Below are 12,228 nucleotides of genomic sequence, written 5' to 3'. Positions count from 1 at the left end.
GGACCTCGGCCGCGCTCGGCCCCGCCGGCGGCGGGGCGGGCGTCCCGGCCGGCTCCGCGGCGTCGGGCGACGTCGGCGCCGTCGCGCGGGCGGCTCGCCGCAGCTCCAGGTACTGCTCCACCCCACCGGGCAGGTCGCGCACCTGACCGTCCCCCAGGAGCGCGATCTGCCGGTCGCACACGCGCTCGAGCAGGTAGCGGTCGTGCGAGACGACCACGAGCGTCCCGGGCCAGCCGTCGAGGAGGTCCTCCATCGCGGCGAGCGTGTCGGTATCCAGGTCGTTCGTCGGCTCGTCGAGCAGCAGCAGGTTCGGCTCGCCCACCAGGAGGCGCAGCAGCTGCAGGCGGCGGCGCTCGCCCCCCGACAGGTCACCGACCACGGTCTGCGCCCGCTCGCGGGTGAAGCCCAGCCGCTCGACGAGCTGCGAGGCGGTGAGCTCCTTGCCGCCCACGGCGACGACCCGCCGCTCCCGCTCGACGACCTCCACCACGCGCAGGTGCGCCAGCTCGTCGAGCTCGGCGACGTCCTGCGTCAGGGCGGCCACCGCGACGGTCTTGCCCCGCTTGACCCGCCCCTGGTCGGGGCGGAGCGTCCCCTGGATGAGGCGCAGGAGCGTCGTCTTGCCGGCGCCGTTGACCCCGACGACGCCGTAGCGGTCGCCCGGGCCCAGGCGCCACGTCACGTCGTCGAGCAGCGTGCGCGGCCCCGCGGGCCCGTCGAACCGGACGGTGACGTCCTCGAGGTCGACGACGTCCTTGCCCTGGCGCGCGGTCGCGAGCCGGGTGAGCTCGAGCGGGTCACGCGGCGGCGGCTCGTCGGCGATGAGCGCGGAGGCCGCGTCGAGGCGGAACTTCGGCTTGCTCGTGCGCGCGGGCGCGCCCCGGCGCAGCCACGCGAGCTCCTTGCGCAGCAGGTTGTCGCGCCGCGACGCCGTCACGCCGGCCTGGCGCTCGCGCTCCGCGCGGGCCAGGACGTACGCCGCGTAGCCGCCGTCGTACCCGAGGACCTGGCCGCCCGGCCCGCCGTCGACGGCGCCCGTGACCTCCCACATGCGCGTGCACACGGCGTCGAGGAACCAGCGGTCGTGGGTCACCACGAGCAGGGCACCGCGCGCGCCGCGGCCGCCGAAGCGTGCCGTCAGGTGCTCGGCCAGCCAGGCGACGCCCTCGACGTCGAGGTGGTTCGTGGGCTCGTCGAGCAGGAGGACGTCGAGGTCCGCGACGAGCAGCGCCGCGAGGGCCACGCGGCGCCGCTGGCCGCCCGACAGGTGCGCGACGTCGGCGTCGAGGTCGAGGTCGGCGAGCAGGCCGGCGTGGACCGCGCGCACCGCGGCGTCACCCGCCCAGGTGTGCTCCGCGTCGGACCCGTGCACGAGGTCGCGCACGCGCGCACCGGCGGGCAGCTCGTCGCGCTGGTCCAGCATGCCCACCCGGATGCCGCCCGCGTGGGTGACCCGGCCCGCGTCGGGCTCGAGCGTGCGGGCGAGGAGCCGCAGCAGCGTGGACTTGCCGGAGCCGTTGGGACCGACGACGCCGGTGCGGGCGCCGGCGTCGAGCCCGAGGCTCACGCCGTCGAGGAGCGTGCGGGTGCCGACCGTGTACGTCAGGCCGTCCGCACCGAGCAGGTGCGCCATCAGTCCCCGCTCGTCCGTCCGGCGCGGCCGGCCGCCCCGTGCCCGCGCACCACGCGCGCGCCGGCGACGGGCCCGACGGCCGTGAGGACCTGGTCGGCGACCCCCGCCGCGGTCATCGCCGCCGCCACCGCCTGCGCCTGGCGCTCGTCGCGCGTGAGCGCGGCGACGGTGGGGCCGGACCCGCTGACCAGGACGCCGAGCGCACCGGCGTCCTGCGCGACGGCGAGCGTCTCGGCCAGCTCGGGGGCCAGCTCGAGCGCGGCGTCCTGGAGGTCGTTGACGAGCGCCGCGCCCACGGCGTTCGCGTCACCGGTGCGCAGTGCCTGCATGAGGGCGCGGTCGGCCTCCGGCTCCCCCGGCTGCCCACCGACGATCTCGTCGAACATCCCGTACACCCGAGGGGTCGACAGGCCCGTGTCCCGCAGCGCGAGCGCCCAGTGGTACTCGCCCCGGCTCATCGCGGGCGTGAGCAGGTCGCCCCGCCCCAGGCCGACGGCGGTCTGGCCGAGCAGGGCGAAGGGCACGTCCGACCCCAGCGTGGCCGCGATCTCGGCCAGCTGCTCGCGCGAGAGCCCGGTACCCCAGAGCTGGTCGAGGGCGAGGAGGGTCGCGGCGGCGTCCGCCGAGCCCCCGGCCATGCCGCCGGCGACGGGAACACCCTTGTGGATGTGCAGGTGCGCGCCGGGCTCCGCGCCGGTCGCGGCGGCCAGCGCGAGCGCCGCACGCCAGGCGAGGTTGCTCTCATCCGTGGGCACCCGGTCGGCGTGCAGGCCGCTGACGGTGATGCTCAGCGCGTCGGCGTCCCTGACGCCGACCTCCTCGAAGAGCGACAGTGCCTGGAAGACCGTCGCGAGCGGGTGGTAGCCGTCGGCGCGGCGGCGTCCCACCGTCAGCGCGAGGTTGATCTTGCCCGGCGCGCGCACGACGACCTGCGCACCCTGGAGCTCACTCACGTGCCCACTCTCGCAGACAGCTGCTCGGCGATGCGCGCGAAGGCGACGACGTCGAGCCGTTCCCCGCGCGCCGTGGGGTCGACGCCCGCGGCCACCAGGGCGGCCTCGGCCGCCGCCGAGGAGCCCGCGAGGCCGGCCAGGGCGGACCGCAGCATCTTGCGACGCTGCGCGAACGCCGTGTCGATCACCGCGAAGACCTGCTCGCGCGTCGCCGTCGTCGGGGGCGGGTCGCGACGCTCGAGCGCGACGAGGGACGAGTCGACCCGCGGCACGGGCCAGAAGACGGCGCGCCCGATCGACCCGGCGGGCCGCGCGGAGGCGTACCAGGCGGCCTTGGCGGAGGGGATGCCATAGGTCCGCGACCCGGGCGGTGCCGCCAGCCGGTCGGCCACCTCGGTCTGCACCATCACGAGCACGCGCTCGAGCGAGTCGAAGCGCGCCAGAAAGGACAGCAGGACGGGCACGGCGACGTTGTACGGCAGGTTCGCGACCAGGGCGGTCGGCGGGGGCCCGGGCAGCTCCGTGAGCGTGAGCGCGTCGGCCGCGACCACCGTGAGGCGGTCGGCGGCGTCCGGCGCCCGCTCGGCGACGGTCAGCGGGAGCTGGGCGGCCAGCACCGGGTCGATCTCGACGGCCACCACCTCGGCGCCCGCGTCGAGCAGCCCCAGGGTCAGCGACCCCAGGCCCGGACCGATCTCCACGACACGCTCGCCGGGCTGCACGCGGGCCGTGCGGACGATCTTGCGGACGGTCCCGGCGTCGACGACGAAGTTCTGGCCCCAGGACTTCGTCGGGCGGATGCCGAGACGCCCTGCCAGGTCCCGGATCTGTGCGGGGCCCAGCAGGGCGTCAGCGGTCATACGGACGAGCCTAGGGTCAGCGCAGGCCGAGCTTGGACGAGCAGGCGGGCCACTGGCCCCAGCCCGACCGGGCCTGCAGGGCCATCGCGCGCTCGGTCTGCTCCTGCGCCGAGGCCTGCGAGGGCAGCCCGGAGCCGCCGACCGACTGCCACGTCCCGACCGAGAACTGGTACAGGCCGTGGTAGAGCCCGTTCCGCGAGACGATCGTCGGGTTGCCGCCGGACTCGCACTGGGCCAGCGCGGCCCAGACGTCACCGGCGGGCGCGGCGCCACCGCCGCCGGCCGGTGCGGCCGCGGCCCGCGGGGCGACCACCGGGCGCTCCTTGGTGCCCTGCCGGACGACCTCGGTCACCGGGAGCCGCGTGACGGCGTCGCTCAGCAGCATCCGCGACTCCTCGACGCCGTCCACGAGGACCACGCGGTGCACCGTCGTCCGCTCGCCGGGCGCACCCGCCTGGGCGGTACGGGTCTGGCCCACGAAGAGGTCCGCCGACTGCTCGACGACGCTCTCGAAGGGCACCTCCGTGAGGGTGACCTGCTCCTCGGCGACGACGCGCTGGACCGTGACGGTCAGCGGCCCCTCCGCGGGGCTCGTGACGTGGACCCGGTCCAGCTCGCCGACCGTGACGTCGAGCTCGGTCAGCAGCGACTCGAGGTCGCTCGCCTGCGCCACCTGCTCGGTCCGGCCGTCCACGACCACCGCGGCCGGGCCGTCGATCCGCACGGGGAGCTGGGCGCGGCCCGCGGCCGCCGACCGCGACGCGACCAGGCGGACGTCCTGACCGCGCGCCTCGAGCGACGCGAGGGCCTCGTCGGCCTGCAGCGCCGTGGTCCACACCGTCTCCTCGACGCCGTCGGTCAGCACCGTGACCTGACGGGCGTGGCGCACGACGATCTCACCGCCGTCGCGGGGCTCGGTGTCGACGGCGGGCGCGACGAGGTCGCGCTCGCCGACGGTGATCCCCTCGGCCTCGAGCACCGCGGCCACGGTGCCGGAGAACGTGGCGACCTCGACCAGCTCTCCGTTCACGTCGAGCGTGACGCTCTTGTGCGCGTCGGCGACGGCGACCGCTCCACCCCCCAGGACGAGGGCCGAGGCCACGGTGGCGACGGCGAGGACCCGGCGACGGTTCCGCCGCGGGGGCTCGGAGGGCGACAGCTGCTGCGTGTCGTCAGCAGCGGCGTCGGTCGGCAGGGGCTGCGGGGCGCGCTCGGCCCGGGCGAGGCGGCGGCGGAGGTCGAGACGGGTCACAGGGTTCCAGACGTCGTGCTGCCCGGGCACAGGAGCGGGACGCAGCACGAGCAGGGCTCGTGCTGCACCGGACGGGCCCGACGTCGCGTGGACGTGCTGCCCGCCGGCCCGGTCTTCCTGATCCGGCCGTCGCGGCGGGTGAGGGCCCGCCGGCCGCCCAGACCGACCCGGCGCCGGCGTCAGCGGCTCCGTTCGGCCCTAGACGCTCGACGCCCCGGCCAGCGGAGCGACATGCGACCGTAACTCATTCGTGACCTGAGGCCAAGAGGGCGCCTGTCACACCGCCGCGGGCTCCGGCGCTCGCGCGGGGGCTCAGTACCAGTTCTTCGCCTTGGAGTGAGCCCACGCACCGCACGGGTTCCCGTAGCGGCCTTCGATGTAGCCCAGGCCCCAGGTGATCTGCGTCACCGGGTTCGACTGCCAGTCGGCGCCGACACTGGCCATCTTGCTGCCCGGCAGCGCCTGGGGGATCCCGTGGGCACCGCTCGAGGGGTTGTGCGCGTCGACGCGCCACCCGCTCTCCTTGCTCCACAGCGCGTCGAGACAGGCGAACTGGTCCTCGCCCCAGCCGCGCGCCAGCGTGAGCTCCAGGCCGATCGCGCGCGACGTGCCGGGCTCCACCGGGGCGACCGCCGGCGTCGCGATCGGCTCCTTGGTGCCGACGCGGACGACCTGCGCGACCGGCGGTGCGGTGACCGCGGCGGCGAGCAGGGTCCGGCCGATCTCGACGCCGTCGGCCTCGTAGGCGACGAAGGTCGCGACCTGGCTGCCGTCGACGCCGCGCGACGCGACGACCTCCTGACCCCGGGGAAGGGTGGGGTCCTCCTGACGCACCACCTCGAAGGGCTGCGCGGTCGTCTCCGTACGGGTCACGGACTGCACCCGCGTGACCGTGACGGCGAGCCCGTCGGTGGCCGCGGTGTCGAGCGGGACCGAGACCTGGTCGTGCTCCCCGAGGACCACGCCCGCCTCGGCCAGGACGTCGCGCACGGTGCTCGCCGTCGTGCCGACCGTCCGGGTCGCGCCGTCAACGGTGAGGCTGAGGGCCTTGGCGGTCGAGAGCCGCAGGACGTCGCGACCGAGCGGCGCCGAGCGCGACGACGACGCCCGCGCGCCCTCGCGCAGGCCCAGCTCGGCGAGGACCTCCCCCACGGTGGCGGCGGTCGTGACGAGGGTCCGGCGCTCGCCGTCGATCTCCACGACGACCTCGCGCGCGTGGCGCACGACGATCTCGGTGTCGTCGTGGACGAGGCTGCCCGGCACCGGCGCGACGACGTCGCCCTCGCGCACCTCGATCGCCTGGCCGGCCAGGATGTCCTCAACCGTGCGGCCGAAGCCCGCGACCGTGCGGACCTCGCCGTCGACGTCGAGCGTCACCGTCTTGTGCAGGACGGCGAACGCGCTCGTCCCGCCGACCACCATCGACAGGACCGCCGCCTGCGCCGCGACGCGGGCACGACCGGCCCAGCGGCCCCGCGCAGGGGCTGCGGTCGAGGCGTGTGGCACGGGCATCCGATCGTCCGGGGGAAGGACACGGGGCGTGGGCCGGGGTCGACGCCGTCCTCGACGGTAACCGACGGGACCACACGAGGATAGCCCCGGTCGGGTGCCTCACCGCGCCCGCCCGGTCCCGGGGCGACGGCGCACGTCGGGCGCGACCTCACCAGGGACCGTAGACCTGCTCCGCCGTCGCCCACACGGTGCGGCACAGGTGCGCGAGGTCCACGTCGAGCGTCCGGGCCACGGCCCTGGCGGTGTACGCCACCGCGTACGGCGCGTTGGGTCGGCCACGGTAGGGGTGCGGCGTGAGGTAGGGCGCGTCGGTCTCGAGCAGCAGCTGCCCGAGCGGCACCGTCCGCAGCGCCTCGCGCAGGGCGTGCGAGCCCGAGAACGTCGTCGTGCCGGCGAACGACAGGTACCAGCCGCGCTCGGCGCACACGCGCGCCATGGCGGCGTCTCCCGAGAAGCAGTGGAAGACCGTCCGCTCGGGCGCACCGTCGCGCTCGAGCAGGTGCAGGACGTCGTCGTGCGCGTCGCGGTCGTGGATCTGCAGGGCGAGCCCGAGCTCCTTGGCGAGCGCGACGTGCGCGCGGAACGACTCCCGCTGGACCTCGCGCCCGCGCTCGCCCGTGCGGAAGTAGTCGAGCCCGGTCTCCCCGATGGCGCGGATGCGGTCGGTGGTGCGTGCCAGGTGGGCGATCTCGGCGAGGGCGTCGTCCAGGTCGACGGCGTGGTGCTCCTGCGGGTCCGGCGGCAGTCCGTCGGGGCCGACCTCGCGCACGCCGGCGTGCAGCGGCGCCTCGTTGGGGTGCAGCGCGACGGCGCCCAGGAGCTCGGGGTGCACGGGCACGCCCTGCGCCGCGCGGACGACGTCGGCGGTCCACCGGGCGGCGGGCAGGTCGCAGCCCACCTGCACCATGCGGGTCACACCCGCCCGAGCCGCGCGCTCGACCTGGTCGGCGAGGCTGGGCGGCGTCGGGCCGCCGTCGAACCCACCCGCCCCGGGCGCGGGGTGGTCCAGGTGCGTGTGGTCGTCGACGAGCGGGTGCGGCAGGGGCTCCGGGTCGGGCGGCCAGCTCCGGTCGCGTTCCCGGCCCGAGCGGCCCACGTCAGCCGTCCGCGCGGAGCCGGTCGAGCTCCTCCTCGACGATCGCGTCGTCCAGCTTGCGGAACACCGGCTTGGCCGGGCCGACCGGTGTCCCGGCGACGAGCGGGACGCTCTCCCACGCGGCCAGCGTCTCCCCCACGCGGTAGTCCCCGGTGATCACCGGGTAGGTGCGCCACGGGTCGTCGAGGTCGGTGACCTCCTCGATGCGCGGCAGCGGCGAGACCGTGCCGGTGCCGCCGAGCGCCTCGTGGACGGCCTGCGCGGAGTGCGGCAGGAAGGGCGAGAGGAGCGTGCGGCAGTCCGAGACGGCCTGCGCGGCCGTGTGGAGCACCGTCGCGAGGCGGTCGCGCTGCTCCGGCGCCTTGAGCTTCCAGGGCTCGGTCTCGGAGAGGTAGCGGTTGGCCTCGGTGACCAGGCGCATCGCCTCGCCGATCGCGGCGCGCTGCCGGTGGCCGGCGATGAGGTCGCCGACGGTGGTGAAGCCCTGGCGGGTGGCGTCGAGCAGCGCCGTGTCGACCGGCTCGGGCGTGCCCGGCGCGGGGATCTCGCCGAAGTTCTTGTGGATGAGGTTCACGGTCCGGTTGACCAGGTTGCCCCAGCCGGCGACGAGCTCGTCGTTGGTGCGGCGCTGGAACTCGGCCCACGTGAAGTCCGTGTCCTGGTTCTCGGGCCCCGCCACGGAGATGAAGTAGCGCAGGGCGTCCGGCTGGTAGCGCGCGAGCATGTCCCGCACGTAGATCACCACACCGCGCGAGGAGGAGAACTGCCGGCCCTCCATGGTGAGGAACTCGCTCGAGACCACCTCGGTCGGGAGGTTGAGGGTGCCGAAGCGGCCCGGCTCCCCGCCCTTGTCCCCGCGGCCGTCGTAGGCGAGCAGCTCGGCGGGCCAGATCTGCGAGTGGAAGGTGATGTTGTCCTTGCCCATGAAGTAGTACCCACGGGCCTGCTCGTCGTTCCACCAGGCACGCCAGGCGTCGACGTCACCCGTGCGCCGCGCCCACTCGACCGAGGCCGAGAGGTAGCCGATGACGGCGTCGAACCAGACGTACAGGCGCTTGTTCGGGTTGTCGCTCCACCCCTCGAGCGGCACCGGGATGCCCCAGTCGATGTCGCGCGTCATGGCGCGCGGGCGCACGTCCGCGAGCAGGTTGAGCGAGAACTTCAGGACGTTGGGGCGCCACGCGTCCCGCGAGCGCAGCCACGCCTCGAGCGCGTCGACGAGCGCCGGCAGGTCGAGGAAGAACTGGACCGACTCGACGAACTCGGGCGTCTCGCCGTTGATCCGGCTGCGCGGGTTCTTGAGGTCGATCGCGTCGAGCTGGTTGCCGCAGTTGTCGCACTGGTCGCCGCGGGCGCCGTCGTACCCGCAGATCGGGCACGTGCCCTCGATGTAGCGGTCGGGCAGCGTCCGGCCGGTCGACGGCGAGATGGCGCCCATGGTCGACTTCTCGACCATGTAGCCGTTCTCGTGGACGGTGCGGAACATCTCCTGCGCGACGGCGTAGTGGTTGCGCGTCGTCGTGCGCGTGAAGAGGTCGTAGGACAGGCCCAGGTTGGTGAGGTCCTCGACGATGACGCGGTTGTAGCGGTCCGCGAGCTCCTGCGGGGTCACGCCCTCCTGCTCGGCCTGCACGAGGATCGGCGTCCCGTGCTCGTCCGTCCCGGACACCATCAGCACGTCGTGGCCCGCCATGCGCATGTACCGGCTGAAGACGTCGGAGGGGACGCCGAAGCCGGCGACGTGTCCGATGTGGCGGGGGCCGTTGGCGTAGGGCCAGGCGACCGCCGAGAGGATGTGGGCCATGGCTCGATCCTAGTGAGCCGCGGCTGAGGCCCCGGACCGGTGGCGGACCAGGGCGGCGAGCACCTCGTGCACCGCCCGCGCCGTGTCGTGGACGGCATCGTCGAAGGTGAATCGGAGCACCGGGATGCCGCGGAGCTCCGCGACGCGATCACGGCGACGGTCCTCCGCGAACGCCCGCCGGTCGTGGTGGTAGGCGTAACCGTCGACCTCCACGACCAGGAGGCCCTCGACCAGCAGGTCGACGCGGCCGACCCCCTCGACGGCGACCTGGGGCTCCACCTGGAGCCCGACCTCGACCAGGGCAAGGCGCAGGAAGGTCTCGGGCATCGACTCGCTGCGCCCGTCCGCCAGGCGGAGCAGACGGTCGAACGTCGCCCTGCCGCCGAGGGGACGCCGCGCGGCGAGCTCGCCCACGTCGCGCAGGAGGCGACGGTGGAGGGCCGCGTCGGCGAGCGCCACCACGTCCCGGAGCTGGACGCACCGCAGCGCGTGGCACAGGGCGGTCGGGACGTCGGCCAGGACCGTGTCGCCCGTGGCTTCCTCGTCCCAGTGCAGCACCGTCGACCGCGCCAGGACACCCGCCCGGGGCGCCCCACGCCCGCCGGGCACGCTGACGTGCGGGGAGCCCGGCACGTGCAGCACCGGGAGGCCGAGCCCGTGGAGGAGCGACACGCACGTGACCGCGCCGCCGGTCCGACGTGCGGCGACCACCGCGGCCGGTGTGCCGCGCAACGCGTACAGCCCGCGGCCGTGGCGCACGACGACACCCGTCTCGACCAGACGGCGGAGCTCGCGTTCGTCCTGGCGGTCTCGGACGAGGCGGCCCGTCCTCAGACAGCCGTGGTCGCGCTGCAGGCGCTCGACGAGATCCATGTCGTGAGGGTGGTCCGTGGGGCGGCCCGCGAGCTCGGGGACCGTCGGTACCGGGGACACACGCCGCCGCGGCGGACCTGTGGATGCCCGCGCGCGCCTCGGTGCGCCCGATGGTGCTCCTGATGCCCACGAGGCAGGCGATGAACCCGTCAGCCCCACCAGCCGCAGTGGCACCAGCGGGCGCACGGAGCCCCGGCGGAGCGGGTGGGCGCGCCGGGGGGCGTTGGCCGGGACGGGGCGAAGAGCCAGCGCGAGGGCCAGCGCGAGGGCCGGCGGGGCCCCGGGCCTTGCCTCACCGGGACGCCCGGACGCCCGGCCCGCCGGCTTCGGTGCGCCTTCCGGTGCTCCTGGTGCGCCTGGGGCTGGTGGTGGTCGCACCTGCACCACGCGTCACACCGTCACCGCGGGGCGCACCGACCCCCAGTGTCGACAGGTCACTCCCCGGCAGGGCGGCGCGGGCGGGGTCGGGGCGGGCGGGGCGGGGCGGGGACGGGCGGGGTCGGGGGCGGGCGGGTCGAGGGCGGGCGGGTCGGGGCGGGCGGGTCGGTAGGTTGGCGGGATGGGTGGGATGAGCGGGTCGGGTAGGCGGGCGCTGCTGGTCGTGGACGTGCAGCCGACGTTCTGCGAGGGCGGGGCCCTCGCCGTCGCGGGGGGTGACGCGGTCGCCGAGGCCATCGCCCGCCACGCGCGCGAGCGCCGGGACGAGTACGGCCTCGTCGTGACGACGCAGGACTGGCACGTCGACCCGGGGCACCACTTCGCGGTCCCCCCGGCCGAGCCGGACTACGTCGACACGTGGCCGCCGCACGGCGTCGCCGGCACGCCCGAGGCCGAGCTCCACCCCGCGCTCGCCGACCTGCGCCCGGACGCGAGCGTGAAGAAGGGCGCCTACGCCGCGGCCTACTCGGGGTTCGAGGGGGTGGACGAGCAGGGCCGCGGGCTCGCGGCGATCCTGCGCGACGCGGGCGTCACGGACGTCGACGTCGTCGGCATCGCGGAGTCGCACTGCGTCCGGGCCACCGCGCTCGACGCCCTCGGGCTGGGGCTGCGCACGCGGGTGCTCACGGACCTCACGGTCCCCGTCACGCCCGAGCAGGGCGCCGCCGCCCGCGCCGAGCTCGCCGCCGCGGGCGCGGTCCTGACCGCCTCGACCGCCTAAGACACCCAGAGCGTCCCGCCGCTCAGGTCAGGGTGCCGCGCCCGGGGGCGGTGAGCGCCTCGGCGACCAGTGCGGCCAGCGGCTCGACGTCGTCCTCGCCGAGCGGGCCGACGGTGATCCGCACGCCCGGTGGGGACGCGAGGCGGAAGCGTGCGCCGGGCGCGACGGCGACGCCGCGGTCCCGCAGCGCGGTCACGGCCCGGGTCTCGTCGCGCACCGGCACCCAGACGTTCACCCCGGTCCGGCCCGACGCCGGGACGCCGTGCCGCGCGAGCGCCGCGACGAGCGCGCTGCGCCGGGCCGCGTACGTGTCCCTGGCCCGCGCCACCGCGGCGCTCGTGCCGGGATCCGTCCAGAGCTCGACGACGAGGCGCTGCAGGAGGGTCGAGACCCACCCCGAGCCCAGCCGCATGCGGCCGACGACGCGCGCCACGGTCGCCTCGTCGCCCGCCACGACGGCGAGCCGCAGGTCCGGCCCGTAGGGCTTGGAGACCGACCGGACGAACGCCCACGACGTCGTCGCGCCCGCGAGCGCGTGCAGGGGCACGGGCGACAGCTCGGCGGCGTGGTCGTCCTCGATGAGCAGCACGTCCGGCCGGCGCGCCAGCTCCGCCCGCAGCGCCGCACTGCGCCGGGACCCGATGGCGGCGCCCGTCGGGTTGTGGGCGCGCGCGGTCACGACGACGGCGCGGGCCCCGCGCGCGAGCGCCGTCCGCAGCCCGTCCGGCGTCGGACCGTCCTCGTCGACGCGGACCGGGACGGGCTCGAGACCGAGCGCCGCCACGAGGTCGAGCAGGTTGGCCCAGCCCGGATCCTCGACCGCCACGCGGTCACCCGGGCGCAGGTGCGCCTGCAGCAGCCGCTCGATCGCGTCCAGAGCGCCCGAGGTGACCGCGAGCGCGTCTACCGGGACGCCGTCGCGACGCAGCCGCCCGGTCGCGAGCGCGTGCAGCTCGGGCAGCATCGCGGCGTCCCGGTAGCCGGCGGGCGCGCCTGCCGCCGCCGCGACGCGGGCCAGCGCCGCGCCGTGGTCGGGCAGCAGACGAGGGTCCGGCGCGCCCGAGGCGAGGTCGAGCACGCCCGTCG

10 protein-coding genes are annotated in these 12,228 nt (G+C 75.9%); 1 reads left to right on the top strand and 9 read right to left on the bottom strand.

All coding sequences use genetic code 11. The features are described 5' to 3' along the window. The 8 genes from IDM29_RS10620 to IDM29_RS10585 form a co-directional block, all read right to left on the bottom strand. The coding region (locus tag IDM29_RS10620) for an ABC-F family ATP-binding cassette domain-containing protein (protein ID WP_188037510.1) at positions 1-1,633 on the bottom strand (1,633 nt) is incomplete at its 3' end. Next, entirely contained in the window at positions 1,633-2,586 is a 954-nt protein-coding gene (locus tag IDM29_RS10615) for a 4-(cytidine 5'-diphospho)-2-C-methyl-D-erythritol kinase (RefSeq protein ID WP_182113244.1), read from the bottom strand. The genes IDM29_RS10615 and IDM29_RS10620, both read right to left, overlap by 1 nt. After that, positions 2,583-3,446, bottom strand: a complete 864-nt coding sequence (gene rsmA / locus IDM29_RS10610) for a 16S rRNA (adenine(1518)-N(6)/adenine(1519)-N(6))-dimethyltransferase RsmA (protein ID WP_182113243.1) — start codon at positions 3,444-3,446, stop codon at positions 2,583-2,585. Before rsmA ends, IDM29_RS10615 begins: the two co-directional genes overlap by 4 nt. A 16-nt stretch (positions 3,447-3,462) precedes the next feature. After that, the gene (locus IDM29_RS10605; protein WP_304518610.1) at positions 3,463-4,698 is read right to left on the bottom strand and encodes a resuscitation-promoting factor; all 1,236 of its coding nucleotides are present in this window, start codon (positions 4,696-4,698) and stop codon (positions 3,463-3,465) included. A gap of 312 nt (positions 4,699-5,010) precedes the next feature. Next, positions 5,011-6,210, bottom strand: a complete 1,200-nt coding sequence (locus tag IDM29_RS10600; protein WP_182113242.1) for a ubiquitin-like domain-containing protein — start codon at positions 6,208-6,210, stop codon at positions 5,011-5,013. A 148-nt stretch (positions 6,211-6,358) separates the two neighbouring features. Continuing rightward, on the bottom strand, positions 6,359-7,306 hold the full coding sequence (locus IDM29_RS10595) for a TatD family hydrolase (protein WP_182113241.1): 948 nt from the start codon (positions 7,304-7,306) through the stop codon (positions 6,359-6,361). Between the two features lies 1 nt (position 7,307). Then, positions 7,308-9,110 carry a methionine--tRNA ligase gene (metG, locus tag IDM29_RS10590; RefSeq protein ID WP_182113240.1) on the bottom strand — a complete coding sequence of 601 codons (1,803 nt, stop codon included), beginning with the start codon at positions 9,108-9,110 and terminating at the stop codon, positions 7,308-7,310. 9 nt (positions 9,111-9,119) lie between these two features. Further along, positions 9,120-9,983, bottom strand: a complete 864-nt coding sequence (locus tag IDM29_RS10585; protein ID WP_182113239.1) for an endonuclease domain-containing protein — start codon at positions 9,981-9,983, stop codon at positions 9,120-9,122. Positions 9,984-10,551: 568 nt separating this feature from the next. Here IDM29_RS10585 and IDM29_RS10580 point away from each other — a divergent pair. Further along, on the top strand, positions 10,552-11,142 hold the full coding sequence (locus tag IDM29_RS10580; protein WP_182113238.1) for an isochorismatase family protein: 591 nt from the start codon (positions 10,552-10,554) through the stop codon (positions 11,140-11,142). Between the two features lie 22 nt (positions 11,143-11,164). Here IDM29_RS10580 and IDM29_RS10575 read toward each other — a convergent pair. Further along, the coding region (locus IDM29_RS10575; protein WP_188037509.1) for an aminotransferase class I/II-fold pyridoxal phosphate-dependent enzyme at positions 11,165-12,228 on the bottom strand (1,064 nt) is incomplete at its 5' end.

It is taken from the genome of Actinotalea sp. JY-7885 (assembly GCF_014525465.1).
Taxonomy (GTDB): domain Bacteria; phylum Actinomycetota; class Actinomycetes; order Actinomycetales; family Cellulomonadaceae; genus Actinotalea.
The sequence above is the reverse complement of the archived record's forward strand: the minus strand, read 5'-3'. Positions and strand labels throughout refer to the sequence as shown.